The organism is Staphylococcus sp. MZ3, from assembly GCF_018622755.1.
GTDB classification, from domain to species: Bacteria; Bacillota; Bacilli; order Staphylococcales; family Staphylococcaceae; genus Staphylococcus; species Staphylococcus aureus.
In genome coordinates, this window is the sequence record NZ_CP076026.1 from 530899 (window position 1) to 548501 (window position 17603).

Sequence of the window (17603 nt, forward strand, 5' to 3'; positions counted from 1 at the left end):
ATATTTTAAATGAATAAGTAATTCATAAACGAAAACAGAAATTGCTTTATTACATTTACAAGCTCTTGTAAAATTAAAAAAGTGATAAAATTGATGTTATGAATATAAGAAAACATGCCACATCATAACTTTAAGGTGTAATGGTTAATGATAAAGTATTAGAAACATCGAAAGAGATGTATGTTGAGCAAAAATGTCTGATATTTTATAAAACTTTAAAGGAAAATGTTTGAGTGTACCAGTTGGAATACTAAAGGATTACAACAAGTTAAAGGAGAGAAAGTTATGTCAGAAGAAATGAATGACCAAATGTTGGTTCGACGTCAAAAATTACAAGAATTATATGATCTTGGTATAGACCCGTTTGGTTCTAAATTTGACCGTTCAGGTTTATCTAGTGATTTGAAAGAAGAGTGGGACCAGTATTCTAAAGAAGAATTGGTAGAAAAAGAAGCGGATAGTCATGTCGCTATAGCTGGACGATTAATGACTAAGCGTGGTAAAGGTAAAGCAGGATTTGCACACGTTCAGGACTTAGCTGGACAAATTCAAATTTACGTTCGTAAAGATCAAGTTGGCGATGACGAATTTGATTTATGGAAAAATGCTGATTTAGGCGATATCGTTGGTGTTGAAGGTGTAATGTTCAAAACAAATACTGGCGAATTATCGGTTAAAGCGAAGAAATTCACGCTACTAACTAAATCATTGCGACCATTACCGGATAAATTCCACGGTTTACAGGATATTGAACAGAGATATCGTCAAAGATATTTAGATTTAATTACGAACGAAGATAGCACTCGTACATTTATTAATCGTAGTAAAATCATTCAAGAAATGCGTAATTATTTAAATAATAAAGGTTTCTTGGAAGTAGAAACACCTATGATGCACCAAATTGCTGGTGGAGCAGCTGCTAGACCATTTGTAACACATCATAATGCATTAGATGCAACGTTATACATGCGTATTGCTATTGAGTTGCATTTAAAACGTTTAATTGTCGGTGGACTTGAAAAAGTATATGAAATTGGTAGAGTATTCCGTAATGAAGGTGTATCAACTAGACATAACCCTGAATTCACAATGATTGAATTATATGAAGCATATGCAGATTATCATGACATTATGGATTTAACAGAATCTATGGTGAGACATATTGCCAATGAAGTATTAGGTTCTGCAAAAGTACAATACAATGGGGAAACGATTGATTTAGAATCTGCTTGGACTCGTTTGCATATTGTTGATGCTGTAAAAGAAGCTACTGGTGTGGATTTTTATGAAGTTAAAAGTGATGAAGAAGCTAAAGCTTTAGCTAAAGAACATGGTATTGAAATTAAAGATACAATGAAATATGGTCATATTTTAAATGAATTCTTTGAGCAAAAAGTTGAAGAAACACTTATTCAGCCAACGTTTATCTATGGTCATCCGACTGAAATTTCACCTTTAGCGAAGAAAAATCCTGAAGATCCTAGATTTACTGATCGTTTCGAATTGTTCATTGTAGGTAGAGAGCATGCAAATGCATTTACTGAATTAAATGATCCTATTGATCAAAAAGGTCGTTTTGAAGCGCAACTTGTTGAAAAAGCGCAAGGTAATGATGAAGCGCATGAAATGGATGAAGATTACATTGAAGCGTTAGAATATGGTATGCCTCCGACAGGTGGTCTTGGTATCGGTATTGACAGATTGGTTATGTTATTAACTGATTCTCCATCAATCAGAGACGTGTTATTATTCCCTTATATGAGACAAAAATAAATGACGTTGATTGTTAGTAAGAGCTCTCGTGTATACAACATGTGTATGCGAGGGTTTTCTTAATTATGGTAATTAGTTCGTGTTTGAATGTTTTTGATAGTAATAGTTAACGATAGTGGTGCTATTTTTGACTGTTAAACAAGGTAGTTGGCTGATAGATGAAAATGACGATACGTATATAGAGTAGTTCGGATGAGAAATGTTAACGATAGACATTGAGATATCTTATAACAAAAATTGCTATATTAGTATAATTTATCTTAATCAGCTATAAAAGTACTTTAAAATTGTATAGAATGTGTATGGTTTTGTACATATGTGTATGATAGAATACTAAAAGTGTTATGAATTAGAGGGCACGAGAAATGTCAGTTTTGAAGAATAAAAAAGTTGATTAAAAGTGTTGACTTTATCAATTGAATGAAGTAATATATAAAAGTCGTCAAAAACAGACGAAACACACTAAAAGCTGATGTGACAAAGTTTACATCAAAGTGTAAAATTAACTATTGCACCTTATTAATTAAGCGTGTATCATAAATAAGTAAGTTATTTTGTCTGGTGACTATAGCAAGGAGGTCACACCTGTTCCCATGCCGAACACAGAAGTTAAGCTCCTTAGCGTCGATGGTAGTCGAACTTACGTTCCGCTAGAGTAGAACGTTGCCAGGCAAATGACAAATCGGAGAATTAGCTCAGCTGGGAGAGCATCTGCCTTACAAGCAGAGGGTCGGCGGTTCGAACCCGTCATTCTCCACCATTTATTCTTAGATATAGCCGGCCTAGCTCAATTGGTAGAGCAACTGACTTGTAATCAGTAGGTTGGGGGTTCAAGTCCTCTGGCCGGCACCATCTTTTGAGCCATTAGCTCAGCTGGTAGAGCATCTGACTTTTAATCAGAGGGTCAGAGGTTCGAATCCTCTATGGCTCATTACGATTTAATTTTTATATTTAGCAAAATAATGCAGAAGTAGTTCAGCGGTAGAATACAACCTTGCCAAGGTTGGGGTCGCGGGTTCGAATCCCGTCTTCTGCTCCATTATTTTGCCGGGGTGGCGGAACTGGCAGACGCACAGGACTTAAAATCCTGCGGTGAGAGATCACCGTACCGGTTCGATTCCGGTCCTCGGCACCATTTTAGCGCCCGTAGCTCAATTGGATAGAGCGTTTGACTACGGATCAAGAGGTTATGGGTTCGACTCCTATCGGGCGCGCCATTTTTAAATTAATTGAATAACGGGAAGTAGCTCAGCTTGGTAGAGCACTTGGTTTGGGACCAAGGGGTCGCAGGTTCGAATCCTGTCTTCCCGATTACTTCTTAAATTCCATTTTATGGGGGCTTAGCTCAGCTGGGAGAGCGCCTGCTTTGCACGCAGGAGGTCAGCGGTTCGATCCCGCTAGTCTCCACCATTTATTTTTTACACGATGAACATTGAAAACTGAATGACAATATGTCAACGTTAATTCCAAAAAACGTAACTATAAGTTACAAACATTATTTAGTATTTACGAGCTAATCAAACATCATAATTTTTATGGAGAGTTTGATCCTGGCTCAGGATGAACGCTGGCGGCGTGCCTAATACATGCAAGTCGAGCGAACGGACGAGAAGCTTGCTTCTCTGATGTTAGCGGCGGACGGGTGAGTAACACGTGGATAACCTACCTATAAGACTGGGATAACTTCGGGAAACCGGAGCTAATACCGGATAATATTTTGAACCGCATGGTTCAAAAGTGAAAGACGGTCTTGCTGTCACTTATAGATGGATCCGCGCTGCATTAGCTAGTTGGTAAGGTAACGGCTTACCAAGGCAACGATGCATAGCCGACCTGAGAGGGTGATCGGCCACACTGGAACTGAGACACGGTCCAGACTCCTACGGGAGGCAGCAGTAGGGAATCTTCCGCAATGGGCGAAAGCCTGACGGAGCAACGCCGCGTGAGTGATGAAGGTCTTCGGATCGTAAAACTCTGTTATTAGGGAAGAACATATGTGTAAGTAACTGTGCACATCTTGACGGTACCTAATCAGAAAGCCACGGCTAACTACGTGCCAGCAGCCGCGGTAATACGTAGGTGGCAAGCGTTATCCGGAATTATTGGGCGTAAAGCGCGCGTAGGCGGTTTTTTAAGTCTGATGTGAAAGCCCACGGCTCAACCGTGGAGGGTCATTGGAAACTGGAAAACTTGAGTGCAGAAGAGGAAAGTGGAATTCCATGTGTAGCGGTGAAATGCGCAGAGATATGGAGGAACACCAGTGGCGAAGGCGACTTTCTGGTCTGTAACTGACGCTGATGTGCGAAAGCGTGGGGATCAAACAGGATTAGATACCCTGGTAGTCCACGCCGTAAACGATGAGTGCTAAGTGTTAGGGGTTTCCGCCCCTTAGTGCTGCAGCTAACGCATTAAGCACTCCGCCTGGGGAGTACGACCGCAAGGTTGAAACTCAAAGGAATTGACGGGGACCCGCACAAGCGGTGGAGCATGTGGTTTAATTCGAAGCAACGCGAAGAACCTTACCAAATCTTGACATCCTTTGACAACTCTAGAGATAGAGCTTTCCCCTTCGGGGGACAAAGTGACAGGTGGTGCATGGTTGTCGTCAGCTCGTGTCGTGAGATGTTGGGTTAAGTCCCGCAACGAGCGCAACCCTTATGCTTAGTTGCCATCATTAAGTTGGGCACTCTAAGTTGACTGCCGGTGACAAACCGGAGGAAGGTGGGGATGACGTCAAATCATCATGCCCCTTATGATTTGGGCTACACACGTGCTACAATGGACAATACAAAGGGCAGCGAAACCGCGAGGTCAAGCAAATCCCATAAAGTTGTTCTCAGTTCGGATTGTAGTCTGCAACTCGACTACATGAAGCTGGAATCGCTAGTAATCGTAGATCAGCATGCTACGGTGAATACGTTCCCGGGTCTTGTACACACCGCCCGTCACACCACGAGAGTTTGTAACACCCGAAGCCGGTGGAGTAACCTTTTAGGAGCTAGCCGTCGAAGGTGGGACAAATGATTGGGGTGAAGTCGTAACAAGGTAGCCGTATCGGAAGGTGCGGCTGGATCACCTCCTTTCTAAGGATATATTCGGAACATCTTCTTCAGAAGATGCGGAATAACGTGACATATTGTATTCAGTTTTGAATGTTTATTTAACATTCAAAAAAATGGGCCTATAGCTCAGCTGGTTAGAGCGCACGCCTGATAAGCGTGAGGTCGGTGGTTCGAGTCCACTTAGGCCCACCATTATTTGTACATTGAAAACTAGATAAGTAAGTAAAATATAGATTTTACCAAGCAAAACCGAGTGAATAAAGAGTTTTAAATAAGCTTGAATTCATAAGAAATAATCGCTAGTGTTCGAAAGAACACTCACAAGATTAATAACGCGTTTAAATCTTTTTATAAAAGAACGTAACTTCATGTTAACGTTTGACTTATAAAAATGGTGGAAACATAGATTAAGTTATTAAGGGCGCACGGTGGATGCCTTGGCACTAGAAGCCGATGAAGGACGTTACTAACGACGATATGCTTTGGGGAGCTGTAAGTAAGCTTTGATCCAGAGATTTCCGAATGGGGAAACCCAGCATGAGTTATGTCATGTTATCGATATGTGAATACATAGCATATCAGAAGGCACACCCGGAGAACTGAAACATCTTAGTACCCGGAGGAAGAGAAAGAAAATTCGATTCCCTTAGTAGCGGCGAGCGAAACGGGAAGAGCCCAAACCAACAAGCTTGCTTGTTGGGGTTGTAGGACACTCTATACGGAGTTACAAAGGACGACATTAGACGAATCATCTGGAAAGATGAATCAAAGAAGGTAATAATCCTGTAGTCGAAAATGTTGTCTCTCTTGAGTGGATCCTGAGTATGACGGAGCACGTGAAATTCCGTCGGAATCTGGGAGGACCATCTCCTAAGGCTAAATACTCTCTAGTGACCGATAGTGAACCAGTACCGTGAGGGAAAGGTGAAAAGCACCCCGGAAGGGGAGTGAAATAGAACCTGAAACCGTGTGCTTACAAGTAGTCAGAGCCCGTTAATGGGTGATGGCGTGCCTTTTGTAGAATGAACCGGCGAGTTACGATTTGATGCAAGGTTAAGCAGTAAATGTGGAGCCGTAGCGAAAGCGAGTCTGAATAGGGCGTTTAGTATTTGGTCGTAGACCCGAAACCAGGTGATCTACCCTTGGTCAGGTTGAAGTTCAGGTAACACTGAATGGAGGACCGAACCGACTTACGTTGAAAAGTGAGCGGATGAACTGAGGGTAGCGGAGAAATTCCAATCGAACCTGGAGATAGCTGGTTCTCTCCGAAATAGCTTTAGGGCTAGCCTCAAGTGATGATTATTGGAGGTAGAGCACTGTTTGGACGAGGGGCCCCTCTCGGGTTACCGAATTCAGACAAACTCCGAATGCCAATTAATTTAACTTGGGAGTCAGAACATGGGTGATAAGGTCCATGTTCGAAAGGGAAACAGCCCAGACCACCAGCTAAGGTCCCAAAATATATGTTAAGTGGAAAAGGATGTGGCGTTGCCCAGACAACTAGGATGTTGGCTTAGAAGCAGCCATCATTTAAAGAGTGCGTAATAGCTCACTAGTCGAGTGACACTGCGCCGAAAATGTACCGGGGCTAAACATATTACCGAAGCTGTGGATTGTCCTTTGGACAATGGTAGGAGAGCGTTCTAAGGGCGTTGAAGCATGATCGTAAGGACATGTGGAGCGCTTAGAAGTGAGAATGCCGGTGTGAGTAGCGAAAGACGGGTGAGAATCCCGTCCACCGATTGACTAAGGTTTCCAGAGGAAGGCTCGTCCGCTCTGGGTTAGTCGGGTCCTAAGCTGAGGCCGACAGGCGTAGGCGATGGATAACAGGTTGATATTCCTGTACCACCTATAATCGTTTTAATCGATGGGGGGACGCAGTAGGATAGGCGAAGCGTGCGATTGGATTGCACGTCTAAGCAGTAAGGCTGAGTATTAGGCAAATCCGGTACTCGTTAAGGCTGAGCTGTGATGGGGAGAAGACATTGTGTCTTCGAGTCGTTGATTTCACACTGCCGAGAAAAGCCTCTAGATAGAAAATAGGTGCCCGTACCGCAAACCGACACAGGTAGTCAAGATGAGAATTCTAAGGTGAGCGAGCGAACTCTCGTTAAGGAACTCGGCAAAATGACCCCGTAACTTCGGGAGAAGGGGTGCTCTTTAGGGTTAACGCCCAGAAGAGCCGCAGTGAATAGGCCCAAGCGACTGTTTATCAAAAACACAGGTCTCTGCTAAACCGTAAGGTGATGTATAGGGGCTGACGCCTGCCCGGTGCTGGAAGGTTAAGAGGAGTGGTTAGCTTCTGCGAAGCTACGAATCGAAGCCCCAGTAAACGGCGGCCGTAACTATAACGGTCCTAAGGTAGCGAAATTCCTTGTCGGGTAAGTTCCGACCCGCACGAAAGGCGTAACGATTTGGGCACTGTCTCAACGAGAGACTCGGTGAAATCATAGTACCTGTGAAGATGCAGGTTACCCGCGACAGGACGGAAAGACCCCGTGGAGCTTTACTGTAGCCTGATATTGAAATTCGGCACAGCTTGTACAGGATAGGTAGGAGCCTTTGAAACGTGAGCGCTAGCTTACGTGGAGGCGCTGGTGGGATACTACCCTAGCTGTGTTGGCTTTCTAACCCGCACCACTTATCGTGGTGGGAGACAGTGTCAGGCGGGCAGTTTGACTGGGGCGGTCGCCTCCTAAAAGGTAACGGAGGCGCTCAAAGGTTCCCTCAGAATGGTTGGAAATCATTCATAGAGTGTAAAGGCATAAGGGAGCTTGACTGCGAGACCTACAAGTCGAGCAGGGTCGAAAGACGGACTTAGTGATCCGGTGGTTCCGCATGGAAGGGCCATCGCTCAACGGATAAAAGCTACCCCGGGGATAACAGGCTTATCTCCCCCAAGAGTTCACATCGACGGGGAGGTTTGGCACCTCGATGTCGGCTCATCGCATCCTGGGGCTGTAGTCGGTCCCAAGGGTTGGGCTGTTCGCCCATTAAAGCGGTACGCGAGCTGGGTTCAGAACGTCGTGAGACAGTTCGGTCCCTATCCGTCGTGGGCGTAGGAAATTTGAGAGGAGCTGTCCTTAGTACGAGAGGACCGGGATGGACATACCTCTGGTGTACCAGTTGTCGTGCCAACGGCATAGCTGGGTAGCTATGTGTGGACGGGATAAGTGCTGAAAGCATCTAAGCATGAAGCCCCCCTCAAGATGAGATTTCCCAACTTCGGTTATAAGATCCCTCAAAGATGATGAGGTTAATAGGTTCGAGGTGGAAGCATGGTGACATGTGGAGCTGACGAATACTAATCGATCGAAGACTTAATCAAAATAAATGTTTTGCGAAGCAAAATCACTTTTACTTACTATCTAGTTTTGAATGTATAAATTACATTCATATGTCTGGTGACTATAGCAAGGAGGTCACACCTGTTCCCATGCCGAACACAGAAGTTAAGCTCCTTAGCGTCGATGGTAGTCGAACTTACGTTCCGCTAGAGTAGAACGTTGCCAGGCAGTTTTTTAATCAAATTTTGGTTAAAAAATAAAATGGACAAGATAAAAAAAGTTATTGACTTAAATGTTAATAAAATGTATAATTAATTCTTGTCGGTAAGAAAAATGAACATTGAAAACTGAATGACAATATGTCAACGTTAATTCCAAAAAACGTAACTATAAGTTACAAACATTATTTAGTATTTATGAGCTAATCAAACATCATAATTTTTATGGAGAGTTTGATCCTGGCTCAGGATGAACGCTGGCGGCGTGCCTAATACATGCAAGTCGAGCGAACGGACGAGAAGCTTGCTTCTCTGATGTTAGCGGCGGACGGGTGAGTAACACGTGGATAACCTACCTATAAGACTGGGATAACTTCGGGAAACCGGAGCTAATACCGGATAATATTTTGAACCGCATGGTTCAAAAGTGAAAGACGGTCTTGCTGTCACTTATAGATGGATCCGCGCTGCATTAGCTAGTTGGTAAGGTAACGGCTTACCAAGGCAACGATGCATAGCCGACCTGAGAGGGTGATCGGCCACACTGGAACTGAGACACGGTCCAGACTCCTACGGGAGGCAGCAGTAGGGAATCTTCCGCAATGGGCGAAAGCCTGACGGAGCAACGCCGCGTGAGTGATGAAGGTCTTCGGATCGTAAAACTCTGTTATTAGGGAAGAACATATGTGTAAGTAACTGTGCACATCTTGACGGTACCTAATCAGAAAGCCACGGCTAACTACGTGCCAGCAGCCGCGGTAATACGTAGGTGGCAAGCGTTATCCGGAATTATTGGGCGTAAAGCGCGCGTAGGCGGTTTTTTAAGTCTGATGTGAAAGCCCACGGCTCAACCGTGGAGGGTCATTGGAAACTGGAAAACTTGAGTGCAGAAGAGGAAAGTGGAATTCCATGTGTAGCGGTGAAATGCGCAGAGATATGGAGGAACACCAGTGGCGAAGGCGACTTTCTGGTCTGTAACTGACGCTGATGTGCGAAAGCGTGGGGATCAAACAGGATTAGATACCCTGGTAGTCCACGCCGTAAACGATGAGTGCTAAGTGTTAGGGGGTTTCCGCCCCTTAGTGCTGCAGCTAACGCATTAAGCACTCCGCCTGGGGAGTACGACCGCAAGGTTGAAACTCAAAGGAATTGACGGGGACCCGCACAAGCGGTGGAGCATGTGGTTTAATTCGAAGCAACGCGAAGAACCTTACCAAATCTTGACATCCTTTGACAACTCTAGAGATAGAGCTTTCCCCTTCGGGGGACAAAGTGACAGGTGGTGCATGGTTGTCGTCAGCTCGTGTCGTGAGATGTTGGGTTAAGTCCCGCAACGAGCGCAACCCTTAAGCTTAGTTGCCATCATTAAGTTGGGCACTCTAAGTTGACTGCCGGTGACAAACCGGAGGAAGGTGGGGATGACGTCAAATCATCATGCCCCTTATGATTTGGGCTACACACGTGCTACAATGGACAATACAAAGGGCAGCGAAACCGCGAGGTCAAGCAAATCCCATAAAGTTGTTCTCAGTTCGGATTGTAGTCTGCAACTCGACTACATGAAGCTGGAATCGCTAGTAATCGTAGATCAGCATGCTACGGTGAATACGTTCCCGGGTCTTGTACACACCGCCCGTCACACCACGAGAGTTTGTAACACCCGAAGCCGGTGGAGTAACCTTTTAGGAGCTAGCCGTCGAAGGTGGGACAAATGATTGGGGTGAAGTCGTAACAAGGTAGCCGTATCGGAAGGTGCGGCTGGATCACCTCCTTTCTAAGGATATATTCGGAACATCTTCTTCAGAAGATGCGGAATAACGTGACATATTGTATTCAGTTTTGAATGTTTATTTAACATTCAAATATTTTTTGGTTAAAGTGATATTGCTTATGCGAGCGCTTGACAATCTATTCTTTTTAAAGAAAGCGGTTGTCAGACAATGCATTAAGAAAAATTAAAGCGGAGTTTACTTTTGTAAATGAGCATTTGATTTTTTGAAAATAAAGCAGTATGCGAGCGCTTGACTAAAAAGAAATTGTACATTGAAAACTAGATAAGTAAGTAAAATATAGATTTTACCAAGCAAAACCGAGTGAATAAAGAGTTTTAAATAAGCTTGAATTCATAAGAAATAATCGCTAGTGTTCGAAAGAACACTCACAAGATTAATAACGCGTTTAAATCTTTTTATAAAAGAAAACGTTTAGCAGACAATGAGTTAAATTATTTTAAAGCAGAGTTTACTTATGTAAATGAGCATTTAAAATAATGAAAACGAAGCCGTATGTGAGCGTTTGACTTATAAAAATGGTGGAAACATAGATTAAGTTATTAAGGGCGCACGGTGGATGCCTTGGCACTAGAAGCCGATGAAGGACGTTACTAACGACGATATGCTTTGGGGAGCTGTAAGTAAGCTTTGATCCAGAGATTTCCGAATGGGGAAACCCAGCATGAGTTATGTCATGTTATCGATATGTGAATACATAGCATATCAGAAGGCACACCCGGAGAACTGAAACATCTTAGTACCCGGAGGAAGAGAAAGAAAATTCGATTCCCTTAGTAGCGGCGAGCGAAACGGGAAGAGCCCAAACCAACAAGCTTGCTTGTTGGGGTTGTAGGACACTCTATACGGAGTTACAAAGGACGACATTAGACGAATCATCTGGAAAGATGAATCAAAGAAGGTAATAATCCTGTAGTCGAAAATGTTGTCTCTCTTGAGTGGATCCTGAGTACGACGGAGCACGTGAAATTCCGTCGGAATCTGGGAGGACCATCTCCTAAGGCTAAATACTCTCTAGTGACCGATAGTGAACCAGTACCGTGAGGGAAAGGTGAAAAGCACCCCGGAAGGGGAGTGAAATAGAACCTGAAACCGTGTGCTTACAAGTAGTCAGAGCCCGTTAATGGGTGATGGCGTGCCTTTTGTAGAATGAACCGGCGAGTTACGATTTGATGCAAGGTTAAGCAGTAAATGTGGAGCCGTAGCGAAAGCGAGTCTGAATAGGGCGTTTAGTATTTGGTCGTAGACCCGAAACCAGGTGATCTACCCTTGGTCAGGTTGAAGTTCAGGTAACACTGAATGGAGGACCGAACCGACTTACGTTGAAAAGTGAGCGGATGAACTGAGGGTAGCGGAGAAATTCCAATCGAACCTGGAGATAGCTGGTTCTCTCCGAAATAGCTTTAGGGCTAGCCTCAAGTGATGATTATTGGAGGTAGAGCACTGTTTGGACGAGGGGCCCCTCTCGGGTTACCGAATTCAGACAAACTCCGAATGCCAATTAATTTAACTTGGGAGTCAGAACATGGGTGATAAGGTCCGTGTTCGAAAGGGAAACAGCCCAGACCACCAGCTAAGGTCCCAAAATATATGTTAAGTGGAAAAGGATGTGGCGTTGCCCAGACAACTAGGATGTTGGCTTAGAAGCAGCCATCATTTAAAGAGTGCGTAATAGCTCACTAGTCGAGTGACACTGCGCCGAAAATGTACCGGGGCTAAACATATTACCGAAGCTGTGGATTGTCCTTTGGACAATGGTAGGAGAGCGTTCTAAGGGCGTTGAAGCATGATCGTAAGAACATGTGGAGCGCTTAGAAGTGAGAATGCCGGTGTGAGTAGCGAAAGACGGGTGAGAATCCCGTCCACCGATTGACTAAGGTTTCCAGAGGAAGGCTCGTCCGCTCTGGGTTAGTCGGGTCCTAAGCTGAGGCCGACAGGCGTAGGCGATGGATAACAGGTTGATATTCCTGTACCACCTATAATCGTTTTAATCGATGGGGGGACGCAGTAGGATAGGCGAAGCGTGCGATTGGATTGCACGTCTAAGCAGTAAGGCTGAGTATTAGGCAAATCCGGTACTCGTTAAGGCTGAGCTGTGATGGGGAGAAGACATTGTGTCTTCGAGTCGTTGATTTCACACTGCCGAGAAAAGCCTCTAGATAGAAAATAGGTGCCCGTACCGCAAACCGACACAGGTAGTCAAGATGAGAATTCTAAGGTGAGCGAGCGAACTCTCGTTAAGGAACTCGGCAAAATGACCCCGTAACTTCGGGAGAAGGGGTGCTCTTTAGGGTTAACGCCCAGAAGAGCCGCAGTGAATAGGCCCAAGCGACTGTTTATCAAAAACACAGGTCTCTGCTAAACCGTAAGGTGATGTATAGGGGCTGACGCCTGCCCGGTGCTGGAAGGTTAAGAGGAGTGGTTAGCTTCTGCGAAGCTACGAATCGAAGCCCCAGTAAACGGCGGCCGTAACTATAACGGTCCTAAGGTAGCGAAATTCCTTGTCGGGTAAGTTCCGACCCGCACGAAAGGCGTAACGATTTGGGCACTGTCTCAACGAGAGACTCGGTGAAATCATAGTACCTGTGAAGATGCAGGTTACCCGCGACAGGACGGAAAGACCCCGTGGAGCTTTACTGTAGCCTGATATTGAAATTCGGCACAGCTTGTACAGGATAGGTAGGAGCCTTTGAAACGTGAGCGCTAGCTTACGTGGAGGCGCTGGTGGGATACTACCCTAGCTGTGTTGGCTTTCTAACCCGCACCACTTATCGTGGTGGGAGACAGTGTCAGGCGGGCAGTTTGACTGGGGCGGTCGCCTCCTAAAAGGTAACGGAGGCGCTCAAAGGTTCCCTCAGAATGGTTGGAAATCATTCATAGAGTGTAAAGGCATAAGGGAGCTTGACTGCGAGACCTACAAGTCGAGCAGGGTCGAAAGACGGACTTAGTGATCCGGTGGTTCCGCATGGAAGGGCCATCGCTCAACGGATAAAAGCTACCCCGGGGATAACAGGCTTATCTCCCCCAAGAGTTCACATCGACGGGGAGGTTTGGCACCTCGATGTCGGCTCATCGCATCCTGGGGCTGTAGTCGGTCCCAAGGGTTGGGCTGTTCGCCCATTAAAGCGGTACGCGAGCTGGGTTCAGAACGTCGTGAGACAGTTCGGTCCCTATCCGTCGTGGGCGTAGGAAATTTGAGAGGAGCTGTCCTTAGTACGAGAGGACCGGGATGGACATACCTCTGGTGTACCAGTTGTCGTGCCAACGGCATAGCTGGGTAGCTATGTGTGGACGGGATAAGTGCTGAAAGCATCTAAGCATGAAGCCCCCCTCAAGATGAGATTTCCCAACTTCGGTTATAAGATCCCTCAAAGATGATGAGGTTAATAGGTTCGAGGTGGAAGCATGGTGACATGTGGAGCTGACGAATACTAATCGATCGAAGACTTAATCAAAATAAATGTTTTGCGAAGCAAAATCACTTTTACTTACTATCTAGTTTTGAATGTATAAATTACATTCATATGTCTGGTGACTATAGCAAGGAGGTCACACCTGTTCCCATGCCGAACACAGAAGTTAAGCTCCTTAGCGTCGATGGTAGTCGAACTTACGTTCCGCTAGAGTAGAACGTTGCCAGGCAAAAAATGGATGCGATGAGCCGCATTGCGACCGCAAGGTCTCTTTTTTTTATGTCTAAAACGTCAAAATAAAAAGCAAACACAAAGAAAAATGGCTTGGCGAAGTGAAAACGTTTGAATCTGACGAAACGAGAAAAGAACGCAACGATTTTAGTAGAGCTAAATGAGTAAGTGAGAGCCGAAGGAGAGGAAAGAAGCAAGCGATTGTCACAAGTCAAGAAAGGTTCTTAGCGAGGATGGTAGCCAACTTACGTTCCGCTAGAGTAGAACGTTGCCAGGCAAAAATGGATGCGATGAGCCGCATTGAGACCGTGAGGTCTCTTTTTTTATGTCTAAAACGTCAAAATAAAAGTTAACACAAAGAAAATGGCTTGACGAAGTGAAAACGTTTGAATCTGACGAAACGAGAAAAGAGCGCAACGAGTTTAGTAGAGCTAAATGAGTAAGCGAGAGCCGAAGGAGAGGAAAGAAGCAAGCGATTGTCACAAGTCAAGAAAGGTTCTTAGCGAGGATGGTAGCCAACTTACGTTCCGCTAGAGTAGAACGTTGCCAGGCAAAAAATGGATGCGATGAGCCGCATTGAATTTTAGAAATAATAATTTAATAATGTGCACTTTTGATTGTCTAAGTATGTACAACTTTAATTTTGTGTTTATATAAATTTAAAATGATATCATCGAAAATAAAATATTGTATAAATAGAGAAGAGCAGTAAGACGGTATCTAATTGAAAATGATCTTACTGCTCTTTTATATACTTTATTGAAATACAAAAAGGAAATTAATTATTATACAATAGACAAGCTATTGCATAAGTAACACTAACTTTTATCAAAGAAGTGTTACTTTATAATTAATGATTTTATTAGAGCGTCTACATGCGGTTTTAAAGCATCATCGTCTATACCGCCAAAGCCTAATATAAATTTAGGGGTTTTCTTATAGTCTTGATCATCATCAAAATTATAAACTTGTAATTTTAACTTTACTTTGTTTGCTCTATCAAGACACTCTTGTAATGTTAATCCATTTTTTACTGTAATTGTAAAATGCATACCCGTTTCAGCACCTTGAATATCAAGCTGCTCTTTGTAAGGTTTCAATCTTTTTAAAATATAGGTTAGTTTTCTACGATAAATTCGTCTCATTTTATTTAAATGCCTTTCAAAACCACCGGAAGATATAAACGTTGCAATAAGGTTTTGCATATGAACAGGTACAGTGTTGCCTTCAATGTGATTTTGAGAATGATATTTTTTCATTATAGAATAGGGTAACACCATATATGCAACTCGACAGCTAGGAAAAATAGACTTTGAAAATGTACTGATATAAATCACTTTTTCTCCTCTTGAATATAGACCTTGAATTGCTGGAATGGGTTTGCCGAAATATCTAAACTCGGAATCATAATCATCTTCTATAATAAATCGTTCTTCTTTTTCTTGAGCCCATTGTATTAATTGAGTTCGCTTTTTTAAGTCCATCACATATCCAGTTGGAAATTGATGGGAAGGCGTTATATATACTATATTTTTTTGTGATTTAATAACTTCATCTACGTTTATTCCATTATCTTCAACTTCAATTTGTTCATATTCAACTTGTTTTTTATCTAAAATATTTTTGATTGGTGGATAACTAGGTTTTTCGATAATAAATGTTGAAGTATAAAGTAAATCGACTAATTGATTTACTAATTGTTCGGTAGATGAGCCAATTATAATTTGATTAGGATCACAAATTACACCACGATTAGTAAATAAATAAAATGCCAGTTGAAATCTTAAATGTAATTCTCCTTGAAAATGTCCTCTACGTAATTGATTTAAATGATTTGTATCATAAAGATCTTTGGAATACTTTCTGAAAAGTTCTATAGGGAAATGTTTCGTATCTATTTCATCCAAATTAAAAGCATAATCATAAGCTTCATCACTCGCTTTTGGTTTATATGAATCATCATCAAAAAGAGAGGGGATAGGTTGATTGTTTAAAATTGTTAAAGATTCAATTTCGGACACAAAATATCCAGAGCGAGGTCTTGAATAAATGTAACCTTCGTCTAATAGAAGTTGATATGCATGCTCTACGGTTGTTTGGCTGATAGATAAATGTTTGCTTAATTGTCTTTTAGAATAAAATTTATCGCCTTCTTTAAATTGACCTTCAATTATTTGTTTTTTTAATTTTTCATAAAGTTGATGGTATAAAGTGTTTTTCAATTTTATAACTGACCTCCTAAATTTATCTTATTTTGTACCTTTTTAAATATCAGTTTATACATTACAATGTATTTAATCAACTTGAAAAGGGGTTTTATGTATAATGAGTAAAATTATTGGATCAGACAGAGTCAAAAGAGGTATGGCTGAAATGCAAAAAGGCGGCGTTATTATGGATGTCGTTAATGCTGAGCAAGCAAGAATTGCAGAAGAAGCAGGCGCGGTAGCAGTTATGGCATTAGAACGAGTACCTTCTGATATTAGAGCTGCTGGTGGCGTTGCACGTATGGCAAACCCTAAAATTGTAGAAGAAGTAATGAATGCTGTTTCTATTCCAGTCATGGCTAAAGCACGTATTGGTCATATCACTGAAGCAAGAGTATTAGAGGCGATGGGTGTTGACTATATTGATGAATCAGAAGTGTTAACACCAGCAGATGAGGAATATCACTTAAGAAAAGATCAATTTACAGTACCATTTGTATGTGGATGTCGTAATTTAGGTGAAGCTGCGCGTAGAATTGGTGAAGGTGCTGCTATGTTACGTACTAAAGGTGAACCAGGTACAGGTAATATTGTTGAAGCTGTAAGACATATGAGACAAGTTAATTCAGAAGTTAGTCGTTTGACTGTAATGAATGATGATGAGATTATGACTTTTGCGAAAGATATCGGTGCGCCTTATGAAATTTTAAAACAAATTAAAGACAATGGTCGTTTACCGGTAGTTAACTTTGCAGCTGGTGGCGTTGCGACTCCTCAAGATGCTGCTTTAATGATGGAATTAGGTGCCGACGGTGTATTCGTTGGATCAGGTATTTTTAAATCAGAAGATCCAGAAAAATTTGCTAAAGCAATTGTTCAAGCAACAACACATTACCAAGACTATGAGCTAATTGGAAGATTAGCAAGTGAACTTGGCACTGCTATGAAAGGTTTAGATATCAATCAATTATCATTAGAAGAACGTATGCAAGAGCGTGGTTGGTAAGATATGAAAATAGGTGTATTAGCATTACAAGGTGCAGTACGTGAACATATTAGACATATTGAATTAAGTGGTCATGAAGGTATTGCAGTTAAAAAAGTTGAACAATTAGAAGAAATCGAGGGCTTAATATTACCTGGTGGCGAGTCTACAACGTTACGTCGATTAATGAATTTATATGGATTTAAAGAGGCTTTACAAAATTCAACTTTACCTATGTTTGGTACATGCGCAGGATTAATAGTTCTAGCGCAAGATATAGTTGGTGAAGAAGGATACCTTAACAAGTTGAATATTACTGTACAACGAAACTCATTCGGTAGACAAGTTGACAGCTTTGAAACAGAATTAGATATTAAAGGTATCGCTACAGATATTGAAGGTGTCTTTATAAGAGCGCCACATATTGAAAAAGTAGGTCAAGGCGTAGATATCCTATGTAAGGTTAATGAGAAAATTGTAGCTGTCCAGCAAGGTAAATATTTAGGCGTATCATTCCATCCTGAATTAACAGATGACTATAGAGTAACTGATTACTTTATTAATCATATTGTAAAAAAAGCATAGCTTAATGTATGCTAAATCAACGAATTATTGACATTTATAGATTTGTTGAGAA

General features: G+C 42.5%; 5 protein-coding genes, 9 tRNA genes and 7 rRNA genes. 20 read left to right on the plus strand and 1 reads right to left on the minus strand.

The window, feature by feature from the left end:
- The first annotated feature begins 140 nt into the window (after positions 1-140).
- The 18 genes from KI230_RS02445 (at position 141) to rrf (KI230_RS02530) (ending at position 13772) form a co-directional block, all read left to right on the plus strand.
- Positions 141-233, plus strand: coding sequence for a hypothetical protein (locus KI230_RS02445; RefSeq protein WP_001790128.1), 93 nt, complete (start codon positions 141-143; stop codon positions 231-233).
- A 52-nt stretch (positions 234-285) separates the two neighbouring features.
- Complete coding sequence (lysS, locus tag KI230_RS02450) at positions 286-1773, plus strand: lysine--tRNA ligase (RefSeq protein ID WP_001288202.1); 1488 nt, start codon at positions 286-288, stop codon at positions 1771-1773.
- A gap of 557 nt (positions 1774-2330) precedes the next feature.
- Positions 2331-2445, plus strand: a 5S ribosomal RNA gene (rrf, locus tag KI230_RS02455).
- Between the two features lie 12 nt (positions 2446-2457).
- Positions 2458-2533, plus strand: a tRNA-Val gene (locus KI230_RS02460).
- Positions 2534-2549: 16 nt separating this feature from the next.
- Positions 2550-2625 (plus strand) — tRNA-Thr (locus KI230_RS02465).
- Between the two features lie 6 nt (positions 2626-2631).
- Positions 2632-2704: transfer RNA gene (locus tag KI230_RS02470), tRNA-Lys, on the plus strand.
- Between the two features lie 33 nt (positions 2705-2737).
- A tRNA-Gly gene (locus tag KI230_RS02475) sits at positions 2738-2812 on the plus strand.
- 7 nt (positions 2813-2819) lie between these two features.
- Positions 2820-2908 (plus strand) — tRNA-Leu (locus KI230_RS02480).
- Between the two features lie 5 nt (positions 2909-2913).
- Positions 2914-2990: transfer RNA gene (locus KI230_RS02485), tRNA-Arg, on the plus strand.
- 20 nt (positions 2991-3010) lie between these two features.
- Positions 3011-3084 (plus strand) — tRNA-Pro (locus KI230_RS02490).
- Between the two features lie 23 nt (positions 3085-3107).
- Positions 3108-3183 (plus strand) — tRNA-Ala (locus KI230_RS02495).
- 122 nt (positions 3184-3305) lie between these two features.
- Positions 3306-4856, plus strand: a 16S ribosomal RNA gene (locus KI230_RS02500).
- 94 nt (positions 4857-4950) lie between these two features.
- A tRNA-Ile gene (locus KI230_RS02505) sits at positions 4951-5027 on the plus strand.
- Between the two features lie 213 nt (positions 5028-5240).
- A 23S ribosomal RNA gene (locus KI230_RS02510) occupies positions 5241-8163 on the plus strand.
- Positions 8164-8235: 72 nt separating this feature from the next.
- Positions 8236-8350, plus strand: a 5S ribosomal RNA gene (gene rrf, locus KI230_RS02515).
- A gap of 212 nt (positions 8351-8562) precedes the next feature.
- Positions 8563-10114 (plus strand): 16S ribosomal RNA (locus KI230_RS02520).
- Positions 10115-10662: 548 nt separating this feature from the next.
- Positions 10663-13585 (plus strand): 23S ribosomal RNA (locus KI230_RS02525).
- Between the two features lie 72 nt (positions 13586-13657).
- Positions 13658-13772, plus strand: a 5S ribosomal RNA gene (gene rrf, locus KI230_RS02530).
- Together the 16S, 23S and 5S rRNA genes with 9 tRNA genes alongside form the textbook arrangement of a ribosomal RNA operon.
- An 841-nt stretch (positions 13773-14613) precedes the next feature.
- Here rrf (KI230_RS02530) and pdxR read toward each other — a convergent pair.
- A complete protein-coding gene (gene pdxR, locus KI230_RS02535) occupies positions 14614-15996 on the minus strand; it encodes a MocR-like pyridoxine biosynthesis transcription factor PdxR (RefSeq protein WP_000799248.1) in 1383 nt (460 codons plus the stop codon).
- A gap of 103 nt (positions 15997-16099) precedes the next feature.
- Between pdxR and pdxS the strand changes: the two genes are divergently transcribed.
- Entirely contained in the window at positions 16100-16987 is an 888-nt protein-coding gene (pdxS, locus tag KI230_RS02540; RefSeq protein ID WP_000034728.1) for a pyridoxal 5'-phosphate synthase lyase subunit PdxS, read from the plus strand.
- Between the two features lie 3 nt (positions 16988-16990).
- Positions 16991-17551: a pyridoxal 5'-phosphate synthase glutaminase subunit PdxT gene (gene pdxT / locus KI230_RS02545; RefSeq protein ID WP_000690439.1), complete on the plus strand. Its 561-nt coding sequence runs from the start codon at positions 16991-16993 to the stop codon at positions 17549-17551.
- Positions 17552-17603: the final 52 nt, after the last annotated feature.

What these genes read in the sequence shown, in the direction of transcription:
- KI230_RS02445 (WP_001790128.1), top strand. Translation starts at nt 141, where the DNA reads ATGGTTAATGATAAAGTATTAGAAACATCGAAAGAGATGTATGTTGAG.
- lysS (WP_001288202.1), top strand. Translation starts at nt 286, where the DNA reads ATGTCAGAAGAAATGAATGACCAAATGTTGGTTCGACGTCAAAAATTA.
- pdxS (WP_000034728.1), top strand. Translation starts at nt 16,100, where the DNA reads ATGAGTAAAATTATTGGATCAGACAGAGTCAAAAGAGGTATGGCTGAA.
- pdxT (WP_000690439.1), top strand. Translation starts at nt 16,991, where the DNA reads ATGAAAATAGGTGTATTAGCATTACAAGGTGCAGTACGTGAACATATT.